The 20,779-nt window shown below is 66.8% G+C and carries 18 protein-coding genes and 1 pseudogene; 11 read left to right on the top strand and 8 right to left on the bottom strand.

The window, feature by feature from the left end:
• Positions 1–24 precede the first annotated feature (24 nt).
• The 4 genes from ACIP9X_RS02540 (at position 25) to ACIP9X_RS02525 (ending at position 4,366) form a co-directional block, all read left to right on the top strand.
• On the top strand, positions 25–1,293 hold the full coding sequence (locus ACIP9X_RS02540; RefSeq protein WP_400478142.1) for an FAD-dependent monooxygenase: 1,269 nt from the start codon (positions 25–27) through the stop codon (positions 1,291–1,293).
• A gap of 298 nt (positions 1,294–1,591) precedes the next feature.
• Positions 1,592–2,539 carry an NAD(P)/FAD-dependent oxidoreductase gene (locus ACIP9X_RS02535; protein ID WP_400478141.1) on the top strand — a complete coding sequence of 316 codons (948 nt, stop codon included), beginning with the start codon at positions 1,592–1,594 and terminating at the stop codon, positions 2,537–2,539.
• 60 nt (positions 2,540–2,599) lie between these two features.
• Positions 2,600–3,415, top strand: a complete 816-nt coding sequence (locus ACIP9X_RS02530; RefSeq protein ID WP_400478140.1) for an oxidoreductase — start codon at positions 2,600–2,602, stop codon at positions 3,413–3,415.
• A 108-nt stretch (positions 3,416–3,523) separates the two neighbouring features.
• A complete protein-coding gene (locus ACIP9X_RS02525) occupies positions 3,524–4,366 on the top strand; it encodes an alpha/beta fold hydrolase (protein WP_400478139.1) in 843 nt (280 codons plus the stop codon).
• 150 nt (positions 4,367–4,516) lie between these two features.
• Here ACIP9X_RS02525 and ACIP9X_RS02520 read toward each other — a convergent pair.
• From ACIP9X_RS02520 to ACIP9X_RS02495, 6 genes and pseudogenes are all read right to left on the bottom strand, one after another.
• Positions 4,517–4,677, bottom strand: a pseudogene (locus ACIP9X_RS02520) (IS3 family transposase); the annotation flags it as partial.
• 300 nt (positions 4,678–4,977) lie between these two features.
• Positions 4,978–6,201, bottom strand: a complete 1,224-nt coding sequence (locus ACIP9X_RS02515; RefSeq protein WP_400478138.1) for an ABC transporter substrate-binding protein — start codon at positions 6,199–6,201, stop codon at positions 4,978–4,980.
• 158 nt (positions 6,202–6,359) lie between these two features.
• Complete coding sequence (locus ACIP9X_RS02510) at positions 6,360–6,974, bottom strand: DUF6919 domain-containing protein (protein WP_400478137.1); 615 nt, start codon at positions 6,972–6,974, stop codon at positions 6,360–6,362.
• A 375-nt stretch (positions 6,975–7,349) separates the two neighbouring features.
• Positions 7,350–8,939 carry an FG-GAP-like repeat-containing protein gene (locus tag ACIP9X_RS02505; RefSeq protein ID WP_400478136.1) on the bottom strand — a complete coding sequence of 530 codons (1,590 nt, stop codon included), beginning with the start codon at positions 8,937–8,939 and terminating at the stop codon, positions 7,350–7,352.
• Between the two features lie 251 nt (positions 8,940–9,190).
• The gene (locus ACIP9X_RS02500) at positions 9,191–10,201 is read right to left on the bottom strand and encodes a LacI family DNA-binding transcriptional regulator (RefSeq protein WP_400478135.1); all 1,011 of its coding nucleotides are present in this window, start codon (positions 10,199–10,201) and stop codon (positions 9,191–9,193) included.
• Between the two features lie 168 nt (positions 10,202–10,369).
• The gene (locus tag ACIP9X_RS02495; protein WP_400478134.1) at positions 10,370–11,722 is read right to left on the bottom strand and encodes an MFS transporter; all 1,353 of its coding nucleotides are present in this window, start codon (positions 11,720–11,722) and stop codon (positions 10,370–10,372) included.
• A 205-nt stretch (positions 11,723–11,927) separates the two neighbouring features.
• Between ACIP9X_RS02495 and hisD the strand changes: the two genes are divergently transcribed.
• From hisD to ACIP9X_RS02480, 3 genes are read left to right on the top strand one after another with little or no spacing between them, the layout of a single operon-like run.
• Entirely contained in the window at positions 11,928–13,274 is a 1,347-nt protein-coding gene (gene hisD, locus ACIP9X_RS02490) for a histidinol dehydrogenase (RefSeq protein WP_400478133.1), read from the top strand.
• A 12-nt stretch (positions 13,275–13,286) separates the two neighbouring features.
• Positions 13,287–14,033 (top strand): SDR family NAD(P)-dependent oxidoreductase, encoded by a 747-nt coding sequence (locus ACIP9X_RS02485; protein WP_400478132.1) that lies wholly within the window; start codon positions 13,287–13,289, stop codon positions 14,031–14,033.
• 49 nt (positions 14,034–14,082) lie between these two features.
• Positions 14,083–15,048 (top strand): 3-hydroxyacyl-CoA dehydrogenase family protein, encoded by a 966-nt coding sequence (locus ACIP9X_RS02480; RefSeq protein WP_400478131.1) that lies wholly within the window; start codon positions 14,083–14,085, stop codon positions 15,046–15,048.
• A gap of 74 nt (positions 15,049–15,122) precedes the next feature.
• On the opposite strand, the gene ACIP9X_RS02475 is transcribed toward ACIP9X_RS02480, so the two are convergent.
• Positions 15,123–16,187: an LCP family protein gene (locus ACIP9X_RS02475; protein WP_400478130.1), complete on the bottom strand. Its 1,065-nt coding sequence runs from the start codon at positions 16,185–16,187 to the stop codon at positions 15,123–15,125.
• A gap of 78 nt (positions 16,188–16,265) precedes the next feature.
• Between ACIP9X_RS02475 and ACIP9X_RS02470 the strand changes: the two genes are divergently transcribed.
• The gene (locus tag ACIP9X_RS02470; protein WP_400478129.1) at positions 16,266–17,084 is read left to right on the top strand and encodes an HAD family hydrolase; all 819 of its coding nucleotides are present in this window, start codon (positions 16,266–16,268) and stop codon (positions 17,082–17,084) included.
• A gap of 6 nt (positions 17,085–17,090) precedes the next feature.
• Positions 17,091–17,891: a glycerophosphodiester phosphodiesterase family protein gene (locus tag ACIP9X_RS02465; protein WP_400478128.1), complete on the top strand. Its 801-nt coding sequence runs from the start codon at positions 17,091–17,093 to the stop codon at positions 17,889–17,891.
• A gap of 30 nt (positions 17,892–17,921) precedes the next feature.
• Here ACIP9X_RS02465 and ACIP9X_RS02460 read toward each other — a convergent pair whose 3' ends face one another.
• A complete protein-coding gene (locus ACIP9X_RS02460; RefSeq protein ID WP_400478127.1) occupies positions 17,922–18,392 on the bottom strand; it encodes a hypothetical protein in 471 nt (156 codons plus the stop codon).
• Between the two features lie 180 nt (positions 18,393–18,572).
• On the opposite strand from ACIP9X_RS02460, the gene ACIP9X_RS02455 reads away from it, so the two are divergent.
• Both ACIP9X_RS02455 and ACIP9X_RS02450 read left to right on the top strand, forming a co-directional pair.
• The gene (locus ACIP9X_RS02455; RefSeq protein ID WP_400478126.1) at positions 18,573–18,794 is read left to right on the top strand and encodes a DUF6480 family protein; all 222 of its coding nucleotides are present in this window, start codon (positions 18,573–18,575) and stop codon (positions 18,792–18,794) included.
• Between the two features lie 108 nt (positions 18,795–18,902).
• Entirely contained in the window at positions 18,903–20,738 is a 1,836-nt protein-coding gene (locus tag ACIP9X_RS02450) for a thiamine pyrophosphate-requiring protein (RefSeq protein ID WP_400478125.1), read from the top strand.
• Positions 20,739–20,779 lie beyond the last annotated feature (41 nt).

The following is a 20,779-nucleotide window of genomic DNA, read 5'->3' as shown; positions in this document are numbered from 1 at the left end:
GGTTAATCATGGAGGGTGAGTGTTATGACGGAGTACGACGTGGAAGTGGACGGTGGCGGGGTCATGGACAAGAACACGACATCGGGACAGCGGGCCCTCGTAGTGGGCCTCGGAATCAGCGGGACAGCCTCCGCGCTGCGACTGCATCGCGCGGGCTGGGACGTGGTGGTGCTGGAGAAGGCCCCCGAGCGGCGCCGCGGCGGATACTTCATCGCCCTGTTCGGGACGGGGGTCGCCGCCGCCGAACGGCTGGGCATCGCCGATGCGGTGCCGAATCGCTTCGCTCCGGAAGCCGTGAGCTATGAAGTCGACCGCACGGGCCGGCGCCGCCGCGGTCTGAGCTACGCCGATGTGTTCGGCGGGTCTCGACTGGTGTTGCGGGGCGACATCGAAGACGCGGCCTTCACCGCCCTGCCCGACGAAGTGGAGATCCGGTACTCGACCGTGCCGATCGCGCTGGACCAGTACCTCGACGGGGTGGACGTAGAGATCCGCGACCTGACGACGGAGACGACGATCGTCGAACGGTTCGACCTGGTGGTTGGGGCAGACGGACTGCGTTCGACGGTGCGCCGGCTCGCGTTCGAGCCCGAGCAGAGCCCGATCCGTCCAATGAACTACATGATCGCCGCGTACAGCCTGCCCGAGGCGGTACCCGGCTACCGCCTACAGGACGGGCTGATCATGGCCGAGGAGGGCCGATCGGCGTGGGTGTTCCCGTTCGCTGACCGTCCGCCGACGGTGCTGCTCTCCTACCGCACCGACGACGTGGACGCCGAGTTCACCCGGCCAGCCATCGACTCGCTGCGCGCCGCTTACGGCCCTGAGCCCACCGGCTCCACGCTCGGTTGGCTGCTCGACCAGTTCGAGAAGGCCCCGGACCACCTGTTCGACTCCGCCGAGCAGGTGCACCTCGACCACTGGCACCGCGGCCGAGTCGTGCTCGTCGGCGACGCCGCGTGGTGCCTGACCGTTTACTCCGGCATGGGGGCATCCACCGGCCTGGCCGGGGCCGACCTGCTCGGCACCATGCTCGAACGCCACCCGCACGACGTGCCACGAGCGCTGCAGGACTGGGAGGACCACCTGCGCCCGTTCGTCGACCACCACCTCGGCAGCGGTGTGAACATGCGCAGTTTCTTCACCCCAGGCAACCGCGCCGAGTTGCTGCTTCGGTCCGCGATGATTCGCCTCGCCCGGCTGCCGATCGCCGGCCGGCTGGTCGCCAAGATGAGGACCAACAGTGCGGGCGTGCGGATGAAAAGTCTGGATATCGCCGCCGCTGCAGCGTGAGTGGAGTTCCTCGAATACGAGCGGGAGAACGAGGTCGTCTGGGCCCGCAACGACTTCGTCAAACGCATACTCGGACGCAAGCCGCGCACTGTGAGGTATTTGAGGTGATCAGGCATGTCCTCCCCGGCCGGCGGTGGCCAGGTTCAGGTTGTGTAGTTCGTCGACCAGGACCAGGTCCACTCGCGCCGCGGGGTCCTGATCATTGGTCCATCTTGCCCGGAGTAGAATAATCCTCGGTACCTGTGGTAGAACTTTCCTCTAGAGGTTTTGTCGGTTTTGATCCGGAAGGGTGAGTGTTATGGCGGAGTACGACGTGGTAGTGGTCGGTGGCGGGGTAGCTGGGTTGTCCGCGGCGTTGATGTTGGGGCGGTCCCGACGCCGGGTGGTGGTGGTCGATGCCGGCGAACCGCGTAATGCCCCGGCGTCGCACCTGCACGGCTTCTTGTCCCGCGACGGCATGGACCCGGCCGAGCTGTTGTCCACGGGCAGGCGAGAGGTCGCCAGCTACGGCGGGGAGCTGCTGTCGGGCCGAGCGGTCGGCATCGACCGCCTCGAAGGGGAGCGGTTCGCCGTGCGCCTGGCCGAGGGCGGGCGGCTGGACACACGCGCGGTGGTGGTAGCCACGGGGCTCCGCGATGAGCTCCCCGAGATCCCGGGCCTGCGCCAGCGGTGGGGCCAGGATGTGCATTTTTGCCCGTATTGCCACGGCTACGAGGTACGGGACAGCGCGCTCGGGGTGATCGGAGGGGAGGACCGTGCGTTCAGCCTGCGCCAGGCGCAGCTGATCCGGCAGTGGTCCGACGATATGGTGTTCTTTCCCCACCGGATCGAACTGGAGGCCCACGAGCGGGAGCTGTTGGCCGCTCGCGGCGTCCGGATCGTCGATGGCGAAGTGACGCGGATCGTGTCCGACGAGACCGGCGTCCGCGGTGTCGAGCTCGCCGAGGGTCCGATGGTCAGACGCACGGCGCTGTTCGTCGGCCCACGCTTCGTACCGTCCGACGAAATCCTGACCGCCCTGGGCTGCGAAGTTAATGACGAGGGCTGGGTCGCCACCGATCGCACCGGTCGCACCAGCATCGACGGCGTGTGGGCCCCCGGCAACGTCGTGGACCCCACCGCCCAGCTGATCAACGCCGCGGCCGCCGGATCCGCCGCCGCCATCGCGCTCAACAACCAGTACCTGGTCCCCGCCGACGTCGAGAAGGCACTCAACGGCCACACCGACCCACTACCAGCCAACTGATCCTCGGATCACCCGACCTTGTCCAGCCACAACGTCATGCCCACAACCGAAGGAACCAACATGCAGACAGCTCCCCCAGTGGCCCTCGTGACGGGCGCCTCCTCCGGAATCGGGCGGGCAGCAGCGCTCACCCTCGTGGACGCCGGCTTCGCGGTGGTCGGCACGAGCCGCAACGCGGCGAACGCCGGGCCGCTCGCCGGGGTGACGCTCCTCGATCTTGACGTGGCCAGCGACGAGTCGGTCCGCTCCCTGGTCGAGGAGGTGATCGAGCAGTTCGGCCGGATCGACGTCCTGGTCAACAACGCAGGCGTGGGCGCGGTCGGCGCCGGCGAGGAGAACTCGATCAACCAGACCAAGGAGGTCTTCGACATCAACGTCTTCGGCCTGATGCGGATGACAAACGCAGTGCTGCCCCACATGCGCGCCCAGGGCAGTGGCCGCGTGGTCAACGTCTCCTCGGTACTCGGTCTGATCCCAGCCCCCTTCACTGCCATCTACGCCGCCACCAAGCATGCGGTCGAGGGCTACTCCGAGTCCGTCGACCACGAACTTCGCGAGCACGGCGTCCGGATCCTGCTGGTCGAGCCGGCCTACACAAGCACGAGTTTCGAGGCGAGCAGCCTGGCACCCGACTCGCCCCTGCCGATCTACGCCGCACAGCGGGAGGTCTCCCGAGACGTGCTGGCCACCGCCTTGCGCACCGCCGACGACCCGGACGTGGTCGCGAAGGTTATCGTCGCGGCCTCCACCGACTCCAAGCCCAAGCTCCGGTACACCGCCGGCTCGATGGCCGCACGCGTCAGCCTCCTGCGCAGGATCGTGCCCTCGCGCGCCTTCGACAAACAAATCCGCAAGCTCAACCGACTGGCCAGCTGACCGCGTAGTTCACCCGGCGCCTGAGCAGACGCCCATGTCCAAAACCAGACAGACCGAAGCAAGCATCAGCTTCTCCCGTCTGACCACTCTTGGAAAAGGCTGACACACATGGAGTTCGAACACGTCACCTTCGACCTGCCAAACGGCACCTTTGACGCGCTGCAGGGTGGTGACCCCGATGGTCAGCCGACGCTCGTCTTGCACGGCTTCCCGGACCATCCGCCGACCGCGACGCCCTTCCTCGCCGAGCTCGGCCGCCGCGGACGTCACGTCCTCGCACCCTGGCTTCGCGGTTACGCGCCATCCCCCACCGTGGGGCCGTTCGACTTCGCATCCCTCACCAGCGACGTGCTCGCGCTGATCGACCGCTGGTCTCCGGGGCGAGCCGTGGAGTTGGTCGGCCACGACTGGGGCGCCGTGATCACATACGATGCCTGCGTCACCGCGCCGGAGCGGATCGAACGCGCGGTCACGCTCGCAATCCCCCACCCAATCACGTTCCTGAGCCGGCCGCGCCTCGCTCAGCTACGCCGGAGCTGGTACATGGGGCTCTTTCAACTGCCGGGAAGCGGCTGGATAGCCACCGCCCGCGATCTCGCCCTCATCGACCGCCTCTGGCGTCAGTGGTCGCCCAACCTCTCGCTCGATCCAGCTCTCCAGGCGGAGCTACACGAGCACCTGCGGGCGAGCATGCCCGCGCCCCTCAAGTACTACCGGGCGATGCTGCGACCCGGCATGCTTGGGGCGACGCGCCGCCTATCTCAGCCGATCACGGTGCCCCTGCTGCAGCTCCACGGTGCCGACGACGGCTGCTTCCTCCCCCCGCAGGTCGACGACCGACATCGGTTCGCCGCCCCGCACGCGCTGGAGGTCATCCCCGACGTCGGTCACTTCCTGCACATCGAGGCCCCCAAGGCGATCGCGGAACGGATCGCGGCATGGGCCCAGTAGCGGATCACTCGACCCTCGCGGCGAGACCACCGCGATGGGCTGCGCCTAGCGGACCCTGACATGGCGTTGCAGGCGGACGGCGGGATGGGGCGGATCTCCGCCCGGTGACCAACGATGCAACCCTCAACCCGGTCGGTCAGAACCGTCAGGTGAACGCTGCTCGTCGATGAAGGCGACGATCAGCCGTTGCGGGGGTCGAACTCCCCGACGAAGAATGCTGTGGCCGCCTTCAGGATCGCCACGTCCTCACGCAGCCAACGGTTCTCCGCCCGCAGCCGGCGGATCTCCTCGTTCTCCTCGATCGTGACCCCGGGCGCCGCTTCGGCAATCCCGTGTGGTTCTACCGTCGAGCCGTCAAGCGCACCACCTAGAGAGACATATGTCAGCCAACACGCCCGCGGACAGCACCTGTTGACGACCGCATACTGCCACGCGAAGAAGGCTCCGTCCCAAGTGGGGACGGAGCCTTCTCAGAAGAGCCGGTCGCTGGCCGCTAAAGTGGAGACCTCACAAATTTGAGAGTCCAACTTTCGGGGACCAGTTCACGATTCCCGCCGGGTCTCCTTTGGCTGGTTCTTTACCGCCGCCGTTTGGTTGTTGTTGGGCCGCAGTCAGTCCTTGCCGAGTCCGGCGGCGGACACCTTCTGCCCTGCATCGTCCTTCCCAGCACTGTTCCGCCCGGCGTTGTTCTCTGCTGCGTTGTTCTGTGCTGCTGTCACGCCGTTCAGCGCGGTGAGGTCGAAGATGCCGTTGATGTCGGCCTGCTTCGTGGTGCCTGCCTCCACGCCGTCCTGCAGCAGCTTCTTGAAAGCGCCGGCCAGGGGGTCCACCGTGAACAGGATGTTCTGCAGCGAGCGGTCGATGACGTCCTGTGCAAGCGCCTTGCCGGCCACGTCCTTGAGTGCCGCATTCACCTTGGTGGCCTTTTCGGCGGCCGGAGTGCCGTTGAGCCACCGCACCGCTTCAACATGGCCCTTGAGGAGCGCCTGCACGGTATCGGGGTGTTCGGCCGCAAATTTCCTGTTCACGATCAGGATGGTGGTGGGGAACTCTCCCGGCTTGCCCGTTCCGGTCCCGTCCCAGAGGTCCTTCTCGTCCACCAGGACCTTGGCGCCCGCCTGCAGCACCAGCCGGGACGCCCACGGCTCGGGCACCCACGCGCCGTCGAGCTTGCCGTTCTGGAACAGCTTCAGCGTCTGCGCGTTCTCCGTGGGATTGATCGCAACGTCCCCGCCGCCGTCGGGGTGGGTCTTGTAGCCCTGCTTGCCCAGCCAGGCGCGCAGCGCCACGTCCTGGGTGCCGCCCAACTGGGGCGAGGCCAGGGTCTTGCCCTTCAGGTCAGCTGCTGTCTTGATCTCCGGCTTCACCACGAGCTGCGCCCCGCCCGAGGCCGCCCCGGCGATGATGCTGATGGATTCGCCGTTGCTTTTGACGAACGAGTTGATGGCCGGGTTCGGGCCGATGTAGGTCGCGTCGATAGCACCGGCGTTGAGCGCTTCAACCGCGGCGGGGCCGGCGTTGAACACCTGGGTGCTGAGCTTGGTGGTGCCCAGGTTCTTCTCGATGAAGCCTTCGTTGACGCCCACCAGGGCGGGGGCGTGCGTGATGTTGCCGAAGTAACCCAGCTTCAATTCCGCGGCGGGGCTGGTGGCGGCAGTGTTGGCGGTAGCGGTCCCGGTGCTGCGGGCAGCGGTGGTTGCGACTGCCGCGCTGGTCCCGAGGAGGGCGAGGACGCCGACGGCGATGCCGGCCTGAAGCCGGCGGGGGCGCTTCGGGGTGGCGTTCCCTCCGGCGGTGATGCGGGTGGATCCGGGGTTTTCCTGCGGAGTTGTCATGGTGTTCCTTCGGTGGTCGGTGGAGGCGTTGCACCGAGATTACGGAGGGGCTCAGGCCGCCACAACGCCCGCCGTCGCGCAGGTTCACCGGGGTTCGTGGACGTTAATCCGGGGCCCCGCAGGTTCACCGGACGACGCATTCCTTCAAAATAAACGTGTCAAAAACCCTCCGGCCCCGACGTCAGGGCACCGAGGACCGCAGGAAGGAGGTGCTGGTCGCGTCCCCAGACGGGGTCGAGCACTTCGACGTACCAGGAGTCGGCGAGGAGGAGGGCCAGTGTCTCGTTGCTTTCCTCCGCCCAGTCGCGGATCTGGTCGGACTCGATCGGGGTCTCGCTGGTCCCCAGCACCGTGACCACCTCGCCGCCGTCGAGCGTTACGGGAATTGAGGCACTGCTCGCTTCCCCCGGGGCATGGGCCACGGCGACGAACTCCGTCTGTGCAGAAAGCTGCAGCAGCTGCCGCGCCGATTCCGCGGAGCAGAACCCGGTCACGTACTCCCGCTGCTTAAGGCGGGCGTCCGCGGCCAGCCCCGGCTGGGACTCCTTCGTGAAGAATCCGCTGCGGTTGATGTCGGCGAGCCGGCCCGCGATCGGCCCGGTCTCGTCGTCGAACCCAGGCGCAAGCGTTCCCGCCTGGTACTCGCTCTTGCCTTCCAGCCAGCGCGCCGTCAGTTCACCGGCGGCGGCAAGCGTTGTAGCCTGGCGCCACACCTCCCGGTCCACCAGCAGCCGCCCATAACTGTCCCGTTCGTCCGTGAAGTGATTATTCATAGTTTCGAGCCTAGACGCGGCCGCCGCCGGGCGGACAGGGGATGTGACGCAGGCGCACGCGGGATTAAGTGGCGTTACCGCTTCACTTGCATCCGTTGCCGCTCAGCTGCCCTCATCGCGGCTTGAAACGGCACCTATGGAGCGGTCGATGGGCTTAAGGTGCCCGCGCCCCGTTGCCTGCATCCCCTCCATGCGAATAGCCTGAAACCGGCAGTGTTCTTCAAACCTTGTTGGGGGGAGGCTTGAACGGCCTTCATCTCTGGGGACACTTGCCGAAGTAAGGCTGGCTCCACGGTCTCAGCACGCCTGGAGCCAGCTTTCGGCATCTGCATTACAGCATGCGCATCACAGTCCCAGTATTAAACCGGGCAGCTGTCAGAAGAGCGGGGCGAGCCCGTTCCAGCCGGGACCCACCTGGACCCGTGAAAGGAAGCCGCCGGCGCCGTTGCCGGGGTAGAGCCACAGCACGCCGGCACCGTCCCGCGCCAGCAGATCGGGGCGGCGGTCGCCGTTAAAGTCGCCAGGGCTGACGACGGCGGTCATCACATTCCAGCCGCTGCCCACCCTCATCCTGGGCAGCCAGCCGCCCGCGCCGTTCCCGCGGTAGAGCCACAGCACACCCGTTGCGCTCTCCCGCGCCAGGACGTCGGCCGCGCCGTCGCTGTTCACGTCACCGGGGCCGACGACGGCGCTGAAGATGTTCCAGCCGTTGCCGATGAGGACCCGCGGCAGGAAGCCGCCGGTGCCGTTGCCGCGGTAAAGCCACAGATTCCCGGTGCGGGTTTCCCTCGCGAGGAGATCAACCCGTTGGTCGCCGTTGAAATCGCCAGGGCCGACGATGGCGTTAAAGATGTTCCAGCCGTTGCCGATCCGGACCCGGGACAGGAATCCGCCGGTGCCGTTTCCGCGGTAGAGCCACAGATAGCCGGTGGCCGTTTCCCGGGCAAGGACGTCCAGCGGGCCGTCTCCGTTGAAGTCGCCCGGAGTCTCCAGGGCGTTGAAGATGTTCCAGCCGTTGCCGATGGGCACCCCGGGGAGCCGGCCGCCGCGGCCATTGCCGGGGTACATCCGCAGCTCGCCGGTGGCGGGAACGCGGGCAAGGATGTCCGTGTTCCAGTCGCCATTGAAGTCCGCGGTCGACCCGGAGAGGCTCGACGCCGGAACGGGCAAAGGGGTGAACGCATAGGGGTCGCAGGTCAGGTCGTAGTCCCGGGTGTCGTCGTACCACTGCGAAATGTAGACACGTCCTCCGGAGAAACTCGGCTGGCGGCAGCGGTCCAGTGCCTCACCGGGATAGTCGAGCCTGCCGGCCGTTGCCCAGACCGGCACACCTGGCAGCCGCCACGAACCGGTGATGCTTGCCCACCCTGACTCAAACGAGTAAAGGCCGTACGAGAATCTCGCATCACGCAGGCCGCGCATGAGGCCCTCGATGATGTACCGGTTTTCACGCTGCTGCACCGCCGTGGCTGTGGGCCAGGGCTGGGCAGGCCGGGGTTCGACGTCGATCCACACCACCCGCGGGGCAAAGCCGATCCTGGCCAGGCTGGCGATGGCGAACCGTGCTTCGGCGTACCCCACGTTGGAGAGCTGGCCGGCGCGCGTGGCGGAGGACCAGGGGCCCTGCGTCCTGTAGGTGGCGAACTGCGCGGGCGTGGGGAAGGCCGCCATGGTGTACGCCTGCGTGGGCTTGTTGTTGGTCCTGGCCCAGTTCACCTGGTTGGCAAGGCACGGGTTCTCGGTGAAGGGAAGCCCCTTCGTCAGGCCGATGATGACGAACTGGGACGATGCGGGCGGCAGGGGCAGGCCAAAGCCGCCGACCGCCGTCGGGCATTGCGGCCAGGAGATGTCGTGGCCCCGCAGGGACACGGCCTGGGCGGGAGGTGCGAGGGGGACGAAACCCAAGAGGAGTGCGAGGAACGCGAGCATGGCCGTAAGGGCCCGCATCCGGGATGCCCTGTTCATGCTGGCCGCCTGCCCCGGGCGCCGGCCGTTGGGCAACTGCTGACGCTCCTCCCGGGGAACATCAGCACGGGGACATCCGCTGCCGGGAAATGCAGCGTCCAATGATGAACTTTAGCGACCACCGCCACCGCTCCTTTGCCACCATCAGTTTATGGTGGCGCACGGCGGACAGCCCCGGCGGTGCCCGGAGTGTGGCCCAAATGCAATGGTCCGCGCCTGGCCGAAACCGGACGGTGTCTTCGGCTGGGCTTTTAGGCGGTTTTCAGGGCGTTGCCGTTGCCCCGGGTGCTGCCCCGGACGATGAGGTCGCACGGGAAGTTGACCCGGCGTGCCGGTTGGCCCGGGGCGTGGATGCGCTCGAGCAGCATCTTGGCCCCAGTCCGTGCCATTTCGCGGCTGGGCTGCCGGACGGTGGTGAGGCTGAAGGAGTCCCAGGCTGCCATGTCGACGTCGTCATAACCGATCACCCAGCAGTCCTCAGGCTGGATGCTGTGGGCACGGAGGGCGTCCAGGGCGCCGAAGGCCATGAGGTCGTTGGCGCAGAAGACGGCCTGCGGGCGGTCGGCGCGGGAGAGCAGCCTGCCCATGACCTGGGCGCTGATGTCGTGAGAAAACCCGCCGTGGAAGCGGAAGTGTTCGGGAACGGCATGGCCCTTTTCTGCCATCCTGCCGAGGAAGCCCTGCGCGCGCTCACGGGAGGTGCTGGCGTTTTCCGCGCCGCCGATGAAGGCCACCCGGCTTTTGCCGTGCTCCAGCAGGTAGTCGGCGACGGCGGCGCCGCCCTCTGTGTTGCTGCTGGTCACCTGGTCGCATTCCAGGCCCTCAACCACACGGTTGATCAGCACGATCGGGCTGTTCTTTTCGATGGCGGCCTGGAGTTCCAGCGAATCTTCCGTGGCGGTGGTGAAGATGACGCCGTCGACGGCGTGTTCCCGGATGGCCTTCAAGGCATCGTGGTGGCTGCCGCCGCCGGCGTTCCAGATGACCACCCGGAACCCGGCAGCGTCCAGCTCCCGGCTCAGCTCGTCGAGGACCTCCGGGTAGAACGGGTTGGTCAGGTCTGCCACTACGACGCCGATGGTGTTGGTCCGCCTGGTCTTCATCGCCTGGGCGCCGGCATGCGGGACGTAACCGAGGGTTTCCATGGCCGCCTGCACCCGCGCCCTGGTGGCAGGGGACAGCTTGGCGGAAGAGGACATGACCCGCGAGACAGTGGCCTGCGAGACCCCGGCGAGTTCAGCCACGTCGCGGCTGGTGACCATTGGGACGCCTTCCTTCTGTTGATCGTGCTTCTGTCGCATGTGCCGCACGTGTCCGCGGCAGCGTTGCCACACTGTGTTGTTGTCTCAGAGTAGTCAAACTTCCGGCAGCGCACCTGCCGGCACCCGCCCCGAGGCGGGTGCCGGCAGGATGCCGGTGTTGCTTTTCCCTTAGCGGCTGGTAGTCGGATCGTGCTCTGCGCTCAGGCCGCGGCGAAGCCGGACCTGCGGAGCGGTCTCGGGAGACCACAGCGCTCCGACGATCGTGATGACCGAGGTGAACACCATGTACAGGGCCACGAGCCAGTACCGGTCGAATTCGGGGCCGATGAGTGCGGTGGCGATCAGCGGAGCGAAACCTCCGGCGAAGACTGCGGCCACCTGCGGGCCGACGGAGGCGCCCGAATAGCGCAGCTTGGGCTCGAAGAGTTCGGTGAAGTAGGCCGGTTCCACCGAGTAGCACAGGTCGCGGCCCACGTTGCAGGTCAGGACCAGGACCAGCAGCACCATCAGGAAGTCGCCGGTCTGGACGCCCCAGAAGAACGGGAAGGCCATCAGGAGCATGGTGCCGGCACCCGCGATCACGGTGTAGCGGCGGCCCCACCGGTCAGAGACCCAGCCCCAGAACGGGATGGAGAAGATACCGAGTCCGGCCATGATCATGGTTGCCAGCAGGATGTTGTTCTTTTCCAGCAGGATGGCAGGACCGTAGGCGAGGAGGAAGGTCGTATAGATGTAGTAGTTGGCGTTCTCCGCGAACCGCATCATGATGACCTTGAGGATCGTCAGCGGGCGGGTCTTGATGACCTTGACCACGGGCAGTTTCTCGATTTCGCCCTTGCGCTTGATTTCCTCGAAGGCGGGGGACTCGTCCACGTTGCGGCGGATATAGAAGGAGAGTACGACCAGCAGGATCGAAACAAGGAACGGGATGCGCCAGCCCCAGGCCATGAAGTCTTCGGGGGAGATGATGCCACCCATGATGAAGAATGCTCCGTTGGCAAGCAGGGTGCCGGCGGGAACGCCGATCTGGGGCCAGGATCCAAAGAAACCGCGGCGCTTGGCCGGCGCGTATTCCGTGGCCATCAGTGCGGCGCCGCCCCATTCGCCGCCGACCCCGATGCCCTGCACAATCCGGAGGACCACCAGCAGGATCGGGGCTGCGATGCCGATCGTGGCGAAGTTCGGCAGGCAGCCGATGAGGAAGGTGCCGGCGCCCATGAGGCCGAGCGTCATCATGAGCATCTTCTTCCGGCCGAGCCGGTCGCCGAAGTGGGCGAAGATGATGCCTCCGATCGGGCGAGCCGCGAAGCCGATGGCATAGGTGCTGAACGAGAGCAGGATGCCCGCGAACGGGTTCACCTGCGGAAAGAACTGGGTGTTGAGGATGATGGCCGCCGCAACGCCGTAAACGTAGAAGTCGTACCACTCGATGCAACTGCCGAGCACTGATGAGACAAGCGCCTTGCGGCGCATCTTGGGATCTATTGCGGGGGGTGCGGTTATTGTCGCGGGGGCGCTCATGTAGAGACTCCTTTGTCTTCGTCCGGACAGTGAGCCCAGCCACACGGACTGGCTCGTGGTTAGGAGTGTATACGTATGCAAACCAGGAAAACAAGGTGTTGCGGTAAAAAATGTATACGTATACACTCGATTTCCAGGCAGGCCCGCGGGTCTGGCTCAGGGCGTTCCAGTGGTCGCCCATCAACGAAGATGGAAGGTAATCCTGATGACCGTTACAACAGCAATCAGCTCCGCCGTGAAGTCCACCCTGCTGAAGGAGCCCGCCCGCAGCAGCGTGGCGCGGGGCAGCACTCCCGAGGTCCGTGCCACTGTGGAGGCCGTCATTGCGGATATCCGCGAGCGCGGCGACGAGGCCGTTCGCGAATACTCACAGAAGTTCGACAAGCACGCGCCGGAGTCGTTCCTGCTCAGCCAGGAGCAGCTGGACGAGATCATGGCCCGCGTCCCTGAACAGGTCATCGAGGACATCACGTTCGTCCAGGAGCAGGTCCGCACCATGGCCCGGAAGCAGCTCGAATCCCTCTCCGACTTCGAAATTGAAACGCTGCCCGGGGTGTTCCTGGGACAGAAGAACGTTCCGGTCCAGGCTGCCGGCGCTTACATCCCCGGCGGAAAGTACCCGCTGCTGGCCAGCGCCCACATGACCATCGTGACCGCGAAGGTTGCCGGCGTGGAGCGCGTGGCGGCCTGCACGCCGCTGATCCAGGGTGAAGTCCCGGACGCCACCGTCGCTGCCATGCACCTGGCCGGCGCAGACGAAATCTACCTCCTCGGCGGCATCCAGGCAGTCGCGGCCCTGGCCATCGGCACCGAGACCATCAAGCCGGTCAACATGCTGGCCGGCCCCGGCAACGCCTTCGTTGCGGAGGCAAAGCGCCAGCTCTTCGGCGAGGTCGGCATCGACCTCTTCGCCGGGCCCACCGAAGTCCTCATTGTGGCCGACGAGCACGCTGACCCGTTCATCGTCGCCGTGGACCTCCTCTCCCAGGCGGAGCACGGCCCTGATTCCCCCGCCGTCCTGATCACCACCAGCGAGGAACTGGGCCGCAAGGTCATCGAGCACATCGACACGATCCTCGTAGACATGCCGACCCGCGACTACGCCGGACCGGCCTGGAGCGACTGGGGCGCGGTCCACGTCGTCGGGAACCTCGACGACGCCTATGCACTGGCCGATGAGTACGCCTACGAGCACGTGCAGATCCTCACCCAGAACCCGCGTGAGGCACTCGGGAAGATGCACGACTACGGCGCCCTCTTCCTTGGCGAAGGAACCTGCGTCTCCTACGGCGACAAGGTCATCGGCACCAACCACGTCCTGCCCACCCGCGGCGCGGCCCGCTACACGGGCGGCCTCTGGGTCGGCAAGTACCTGCGCACCGTCACCTACCAGGAAGTGACCAACACCGAATCCAGCGCCTTCTTCGGCGAGCTCTGCGGCCGTGCCTCCAGGGTGGAACGGTTCGAAGGCCACGCCCGCTCCGGCGACGTCCGGGCCGCCAAGTACCGCGGCACCTCCCTGCCCTGGTCCGACCACACGTTCGACAACTAAGAGGACACCAACGTGCCTAACTTCCGCCTGGACGGCAAGACAGCGCTGGTCACAGGCGCGGCACGGGGACTCGGCAGGGCCATCGCTGATGGCCTTGCCGAGTGCGGGGCCACTGTTTACGGCACCAGCCGGGATGCTGCGAGCGCCCAGCGGATCAGCGAACGATACGGAACCGCCCCCCTCGCCGTCGACGTCACCAACACCGGCAGCATTAACGGCTTCATCGACTCCCTCCTGGCGGAAAGCGGCGGCATCGATCTGCTGGTCAACAACGCCGGGATCAATGTGCCCAAGCCCGCCGTGGAGCTGACGGAGGACGACTGGGACTCGGTCATGGACACCAACCTCAAGGGCGGTTTCTTCCTGACCACCGCCTTGGCGCGGCACTGGCTGGACAAGGGCCTGCCCGGGGCGGTGGTCAACATCGCCTCCCAGGCCGGAATTGTCGGCATCGAGGAAAGGGCGGCCTACGGGACCAGCAAGGCGGGCCTGATCCACCTCACCAAGATCCTTGCCCTGGAGTGGGCGTCCGCCGGTATCCGGGTCAACGCCGTGGCCCCGACGTTCGTCCGTACGGAACTGACCGCTTCCACCCTCAGCCGCCCCGAGTGGGCCGCGGAACTCCTGTCCCGCATTCCCGCGGGGCGCTTCGGCGAACCGGAGGACATTTCCGGGGCCGTGGCGTTCCTGCTCAGCGACGCCGCTTCCCTGATCACGGGCCAGACCCTCGCCGTCGACGGCGGCTACACCATCCGCTGACCCGCCGCCGGAGTAACCACGTCCCCGCACAACCGACTGGAGCACCTTCATGAAGATCATCGACACCATCTCCAACACCGCCGTCGTCGGCTCGGGCTACATGGGCGGCGGAATCGCCCAGGTACTCGCACTGCACGGCAACAAAGTCCTGCTGGGGGACGTCGACGGCGAGACCGCCGAGCGTGCCCGCGTGCGCCTGGTGGAACAGGCGGGGCAGTTTGAAGCCCAGGGGCTGATGCCCGCAGGTGCCGCCGATACCATCGGAAAAAACCTTGCCGCTGCCGGCAGCATCGAGGAGGCTGTGGCGGAAGCGGACTACATTGCCGAGGCGGTTCCGGAGGATCCCGACCTCAAGGCCGCCATCCTCGGCCGCATTTCCGGCGCCGCCCCGGGCGGCGCTGTCATCGGCACGAACACCTCGGCGATCCCGATCGGGCAGCTGGCCAACTCCGTGAGCAGCCCGGAGAGGTTCCTCGGCGTCCACTGGATGAATCCGGCGCCCTTCATCCCCGGCGTCGAACTCATTCCCGGCCCGGACACCGCACCCGCAGTGCTGGATCTCGCAGAGGCCCTTATCCGCGGACTGGGCAAGACACCGGCACGGGTCGCGGATACCCCGGGATTCGTCGCCAACCGGCTGCAGTTCGCGCTGTACAAGGAAGCAGTCCGGATTGTCGAGGAGGGCGTTGCTGCTCCCTCGCAAATCGACGCGGTGGTGAGCAACACCTTCGGGTTCCGGCTGGCACTGTTCGGACCGTTTGCGATCGGCGATATGGCGGGACTGGACGTCTACGAATCATCGTTCCGCACCCTGGAGAAGGCCTATGGTGAACGGTTTGCTGCTCCGGAAGCGCTGGCCGCTGCCGTCGCGGAAGGCAACCTTGGGCTCAAGAGCGGGCGGGGTTTCCTGGACATTGGTTCGCAGGACAAGGCCGCGCTGCTGGCCTACCGCGACGCTGCCTACGGCCGGCTCTCGCAGCTGCGCGCTGAACTGGGAGAGGCGCCGGGGCTCTAGGGGGCGCGGGGCCAGCCGCAGGCTTAAGGCCAGTCGTTCGGGGAGCGGCGCCGGCCTGGGGCGGCCGCCCTACCTCAGCGGATATCCCTGATTCCTGCATCCCTGATGTACTGGCCCACGCGGTCGCGGGCCAGGGCTGCCCGGAGCCCGGCCAGCGCCACGGGATCCTGCAGGACAATCGACCTTCCGTCGAACGAGGTGCCCACCCCTGCCGTGGGCAGGGCGAAGAACGTGGTGTTCCTCAGCTGGAGATTGCGCAGGCTGTATGCGAGTCCTGCCAGAGCTTCCTGGTTGAGCCCGGTGCTGACGGCAACGATGCGGGAGAGGGAAGCCACGGTGTTGCGGAGGGTATCGGCGTTCGTGAGGGTCTTGGGCTGGAGGAGTTCGGCGACCAGCGCCTTGAGGAAGGTCTGCTGGTTCCGTACCCGCTGGTAGTCCCCGTCGCTGAAGGCGTAGCGTTCCCGGACGAACTCCAGGGCATGGGCGCCGTTGAGTGTCTGCAAGCCCTGCGGGAACGTGTGCCCGCTGTCGTGGGTCGACGTGAAGGGCGTCCGGACGTCAACCCGGACACCGCCAAGGGCATCGACCAGTTCCACGAACCGGCCGAAGTCGATCACGATCGAATGGTCTATGCGCTGGCCGAACAGTGCCCCGGCGGCTTCCCTCATGGCGGGCACGCCGCCCCAGGCAAGGCCGTCATTGATCTTTGAGTAGCCGTAGCCGGGGATCTCGGCCCAGAGGTCGCGCATGACGGAGATGCCGTGGACGCTCTTGCGGTCGGCCGAGACATGGACCAGGAAAAGGGCGTCAGCACGCTGGTCCGTGTCAACCCTCCGCACGGTGTCCTTCGCGTTGGTCCCCCGCGTGTCGCTGCCGATAAGCAGGATGTTCACCGGCCGTCCCCGAAGCCGGTCAGCCGGGGGTGCAGCAGGCTTCGGTTTCGGCTTCGGTGCCGGAGTGGTTTTCTTGGGCGCCGCAGCCGTGGATGTTACCGGCGGCGGCGCGGCAGGCGAAGCTGCCGGGATGTTGCTGCTGCCCTGCGGCCAGAAGTTGCAGGCTGCAAACAGCGGGACCAGAAGCCCCAGTGCCACCAGCAATGCCAGCAGTCTGGGTTGCACGCGTCGTTGCGCATCACTCATGGGATAACTATGTGCCCGCGGGGGCGCGATGGGAATGGATCCGCCGGGGCGCGTTTGCCGCCCACGTAGACTTGCACCATGCGGTTGGTAGCGAGTGACATAGACGGAACGATCCTGGGGCACGACGGCAGAATCAGCGACCGCACCGTCCGTGCCTTCCACGCCTGCCGGGAAGCCGGCGTCGAACTCGTCTTTGTGACCGGCCGCCCTCCGCGCTGGCTGCATCCCCTCGAAGAGCAGCTTGGCCACACGGGAACGGTGATCTGCTCGAACGGAGCAGTGGTGTGGGACCTCGAGGAGGACAGGCTGGTTTCCGCCCGGGCCATGGCGCTCGCTGACATGTTCGAAGCCCGCCGGATCATCAAGAGCCTCCGCCCCACCGCCCTCTTTGCCGCCGAAACCCTCACCGGCTTCCACCTGGAGCCGGGCTTCATCGAAAACGACACGGCCGAGATCCTGTCCGAATTCACCCCGGCGCCCCTGGCCCAGACACTCACCGCGGACGACGCCGTCGTGAAGTTCCTTGCCATCGTCCGCGAAGGGACAGCGGACGCCTTCCTCGCCGAGGTGGCTCCCGCCGTCGGAGGCCTTGCCAACGTCACGCACTCGGCACCCACTGTGGCCATGCTGGAGCTGTCGGTGCCGGGCATCAACAAGGCCGTCACGCTGGCTGAATACGCCGCTTCGCTGGGGATCGGCGCCGCCGACGTCGTGGCTTTCGGCGACATGCCCAACGACATCGAAATGCTCCGCTGGGCCGGTCACGGTTATGCAATGGCCAGCGGGCATCCGGAGGCGATCCGTGCTGCCGGGCAGCAGGCTCCGCATTTTGACGACGACGGCGTGGCCCAGATTCTCGAGGAAAAGCTCGCCGAGCTCGGCGTCAGCCTGCAGTAAACGGCCGTGACGCTGCCCTTTTTCTCCGCGCAGGAGAACGGCAAACCGGTCGCCATGGCGCACCGCGGGTTTTCCCTGGATGGCCTGGAGAACTCCCTGTCAGCCTTCCGGGCTGCTGTGGACCTGGGCTACCACTACCTCGAAACAGACGTGCACACCACCGCGGACGGGGTGGTGCTCCTCTTCCACGACGCGGTGCTGGACCGGGTCACGGACCGCACCGGAAGGATCACGGAGCTGACCGCCGAAGAGGTGGGCAAGGCCCTGATCCGCGGGCAGGAAACGGTCCCCACCTTCGACCAGGTCGTGGCGGCGCTTCCTGGCACCCGGTTTAACCTTGACGTCAAGGACTGGAACTCCGTCCGGAGCCTGGCAGAAGCGATAGAAAAGAACGCAGTCCATGACCGCGTGCTGATCGCCAGCTTCTCAGACCGGCGACGGCGGGCGGTACTGCGGCTGCTCAGCCGGCGCACCGCCGCCTCCGCGGGAACCGCGGCCAACGCTGCCTTCGTGGCGGTGTCCCCGCTGCTGTCCATCCCCGGCCTGCGTTTCTTCGCGCGGGTGTTCCTCGGGCGTGTGCTGCGGGACGTGGACGCACTGCAGGTACCGATCCAATACCGGGGCCTTCCCGTGGTGACGCCCGGCTTCGTCCGCCGGGCGCACGCACTGGGGCTTTACGTCCACGTGTGGACCATCAACGATCCCGCCAAGATGCACGTGCTCCTGGACATGGGCGTGGACGGCCTCGTCTCCGACCGCGCCGACCTGCTCAGGGAAGTCCTCGAGAGCCGCGGCGTCTGGTCGTGAGGCTCCTGGCCCTGCTTTATCAGCGGCGGCCTACGAGCGGCCCATTCCGGTGGTGGGGTCTTGGTCAGCCTCGGAGGGGTCGGCCCTGAGCTCGTCCGGATCGGGATCGGGAAGCCCTGCCGAACCTGCGACGTGCCCGGGCGTGCCGGAGCCTTCTGCCGCGCCGATGCCACCGGCGTCCGGAATGCCTGTTCCGGTTCCTGTGTCGCCTTCACCGGCTGCACCGGCGGTGCTTCCCGCTGCTGCGCCGCCCGTACCCGCTCCGCCGCTTGCCGCCGTTCCGGTGCCCTGCGTATAGCCTGACCCGCCGGTTCCAGCGCCTGCCGGGCTGTCGTCGTCGTCCATTGCGTTGGAACCTTCGCTGATGGAGGAGTGAACCTGGATGTCGTCGTCCTTTGCGCCCGGTTCCGGCACGTGCGCGTCATCCGTTGGCTCGGACGTTCCCGCCAGATCCTCCATGGCGTTTTCCGCTGCTTTTCCTATGCTGTCGCCGATTCCCATCAGCTTGCTCCTTCGGTCACCTCCGGGCGGGGCCCCGGAGTTCGCGGCATCTGACTGTTCCAGAATTATCAGCATGCTTACAATTAGTCCAGTGCCAGCGGGTTCCCGGGCGCTAGGCTTCACGCCCTCCCGCGGTCCCGCGTCACCTGGACATGACCAACGACGGAGGATTAAAGGATTATGAGCAGCTACCATCCCGAGAACGACCCCGCGAACCCCGACCGCGCCGCCGCCGGCGACCAGCACCACCAGGAAACCGAGCGGGAAGACACCGGGGCCTCACCCAACCCCGACCCCTTGAACGGCAACATCACAGGACTCGAGCCGGGCGGTGGCGTGCCGCCGGGAGAAACCCCGCCGGCGGAGGACCAGATGAGCCGGGACCAGGGGCACGACGAGTAATTCAGCGCTCCCGCCGCAGGCAGGGAATCACAAAAAGCACGAATCACGCATGCAGGAACCAGGGTGGGGCACGTCCCTGCCCGCCGAACTCAAGCAGGGGAGAGTGCAATGGCAGAACGGCTCGTTGCGGACGTCATGGTGGAACGCCTCGCAGCATGGGGTGTCAACAGGGTTTTCGGCTACAGCGGCGACGGCATCAACGGCTTCATGGGAGCCCTCCGCCGCGCCGGGGACAGCATGCAGTTCGTCCAGGCCCGGCACGAGGAGACAGCTGCCTTCATGGCTGTGGGCCACGCCAAGTACACGGGCGGAGTGGGCGTCGTAACCTCCACGCAGGGCCCTGGCGCCGTGCACCTGCTGAATGGTCTCTACGACGCCAAGCTGGACAGCGTTCCGTTGGTGGCCATCATCGGGCAGCAGAGCCGCAGCGTGCTGGGGTCGGCCTACATGCAGGAAATCGACCTCCTGACGCTCTTCAAGGACGTGGCTGCCCAGTTTGCCCAGATGGTCAGCACTCCGGAGCAGCTTCCCATGGTGCTGGACCGCGCCTTCCGGACGGCCCTGGAGACCCGGACGCCGTGCGTGGTGATCGTCCCGCACGACATCCAGAAGGCCCCGGCACCGGAACTTGAGCAGCAGCACGGCATCATCGTGACAGCGCCGGAATGGCAGCCGGCACGCGTGCTGCCCCACGGGGACGACCTCGCAAGAGCGGCAGAGGTCCTCAACGCCGGCAGCAAGGTGGCGCTCCTGGTGGGCCAGGGGGCGAAGCACGCCCAGGAAGAAGTGGCCGCCATCGCGGAAAAGCTGGGCGCGGGGATCACCACCAGCCTCCTGGGCAAGCCCTACATGGATGAAACGCTGCCCTTTGCCGCCGGCACTATGGGCCACCTCGGATCCACCGCCAGCGCGCACCTCCTGGGCAGCTGCGACACCCTGCTGATTGTGGGCTCGAACGACCCCTGGACCGAGTTTTACCCAAAGCCGGGGGCGGCACGTGCTGTCCAGATCGACATCGACGGCCGGAAAGTGGGCAACCGGTACCCGGTGGAGGTGGGCCTCGTGGGCGACGCCGCGGAAACGCTGCGCGAGCTGGCGGGCAGGCTCGACGGCGGCCCCAACGGTGCTGGCGGTGCTGATGGTGGTGCCGATGCCCGTACGGATGCCCGCAAGCGATGGCGGGCTGAGGTGGAGGAGCAGGTCAGCAACTGGCGCGCGCTGTCGGAGGAGCGTTCCCGCGTCCCCGCCAAGCCCGTCAACCCTGAACTCGTGGTCCGCGAACTCAGCGGGAGGCTGCCGGACAACGCGCAGGTGAGTGTCGACGTCGGAAGTTGCGTTTACTGGTACGCCCGCCAGCTCACCCTCCCGCCGGGAGTGCCGGCGCACCTGTCCGGGACCCTCGCCAGCATGGGCTGCTCCATCCCCTACGGGATCGCGGCCAAGCTGGCCCGGCCCGACCGGCCGCTGGTGGCGCTCGCCGGAGACGGCGCCATGCAGATGGCGGGTGTTGCCGAGCTGGTGACGGTGGCACACCGCTGGCAGGGCTGGGCCGATCCGAGGTTTGTGGTCTGCGTCTTCAACAACCGCGAGCTTGCCGAAGTCACCTGGGAGCAGCGGGAAACCGAGGCCGAACCGCGCTTCGGGGCCAGCCAGGAGATCCCGGACTTTCCCTACGCGGGGTATGCGGAGCTCCTGGGCCTCACGGGGATCCGGGTAGACGCGCCCGGGCAGCTGGCCGACGCCTGGGACCGGGCCTTCACGGCCGACCGCCCCGTGGTCATCGAAGTCCTGACGGATCCGGACATCCCGCTCCTGCCGCCGTTCCCCGCCGGCGCCGAAAAGCTGGACGGCATGCGGTCGGCAATCGCTGCTGAAGGGACGGAGGGGCGGGGAGCCGGTGAGCTCCTGGACACCTACGCCGCGCAGGAGGAGGCGGGCGACTGACGCGGGCTGGCGCGGAGTGCCGCGCCCCTGCCCGCATTCCG

The organism is Arthrobacter sp. NPDC093125, assembly GCF_044754225.1.
In the GTDB taxonomy this organism is placed as follows: Bacteria; Actinomycetota; Actinomycetes; order Actinomycetales; family Micrococcaceae; genus Arthrobacter.
This window is presented reverse-complemented; position numbering and strand designations above follow the sequence as displayed.

Coding starts and splice junctions, on each gene's coding strand:
- ACIP9X_RS02540 (WP_400478142.1), top strand. CDS start 25: ATGACGGAGTACGACGTGGAAGTGGACGGTGGCGGGGTCATGGACAAG.
- ACIP9X_RS02535 (WP_400478141.1), top strand. CDS start 1,592: ATGGCGGAGTACGACGTGGTAGTGGTCGGTGGCGGGGTAGCTGGGTTG.
- ACIP9X_RS02530 (WP_400478140.1), top strand. CDS start 2,600: ATGCAGACAGCTCCCCCAGTGGCCCTCGTGACGGGCGCCTCCTCCGGA.
- ACIP9X_RS02525 (WP_400478139.1), top strand. CDS start 3,524: ATGGAGTTCGAACACGTCACCTTCGACCTGCCAAACGGCACCTTTGAC.
- ACIP9X_RS02515 (WP_400478138.1), bottom strand. CDS start 6,201: ATGACAACTCCGCAGGAAAACCCCGGATCCACCCGCATCACCGCCGGA.
- ACIP9X_RS02510 (WP_400478137.1), bottom strand. CDS start 6,974: ATGAATAATCACTTCACGGACGAACGGGACAGTTATGGGCGGCTGCTG.
- ACIP9X_RS02505 (WP_400478136.1), bottom strand. CDS start 8,939: ATGAACAGGGCATCCCGGATGCGGGCCCTTACGGCCATGCTCGCGTTC.
- ACIP9X_RS02500 (WP_400478135.1), bottom strand. CDS start 10,201: ATGGTCACCAGCCGCGACGTGGCTGAACTCGCCGGGGTCTCGCAGGCC.
- ACIP9X_RS02495 (WP_400478134.1), bottom strand. CDS start 11,722: ATGAGCGCCCCCGCGACAATAACCGCACCCCCCGCAATAGATCCCAAG.
- hisD (WP_400478133.1), top strand. CDS start 11,928: ATGACCGTTACAACAGCAATCAGCTCCGCCGTGAAGTCCACCCTGCTG.
- ACIP9X_RS02480 (WP_400478131.1), top strand. CDS start 14,083: ATGAAGATCATCGACACCATCTCCAACACCGCCGTCGTCGGCTCGGGC.
- ACIP9X_RS02475 (WP_400478130.1), bottom strand. CDS start 16,187: ATGAGTGATGCGCAACGACGCGTGCAACCCAGACTGCTGGCATTGCTG.
- ACIP9X_RS02470 (WP_400478129.1), top strand. CDS start 16,266: ATGCGGTTGGTAGCGAGTGACATAGACGGAACGATCCTGGGGCACGAC.
- ACIP9X_RS02460 (WP_400478127.1), bottom strand. CDS start 18,392: ATGGGAATCGGCGACAGCATAGGAAAAGCAGCGGAAAACGCCATGGAG.
- ACIP9X_RS02455 (WP_400478126.1), top strand. CDS start 18,573: ATGAGCAGCTACCATCCCGAGAACGACCCCGCGAACCCCGACCGCGCC.
- ACIP9X_RS02450 (WP_400478125.1), top strand. CDS start 18,903: ATGGCAGAACGGCTCGTTGCGGACGTCATGGTGGAACGCCTCGCAGCA.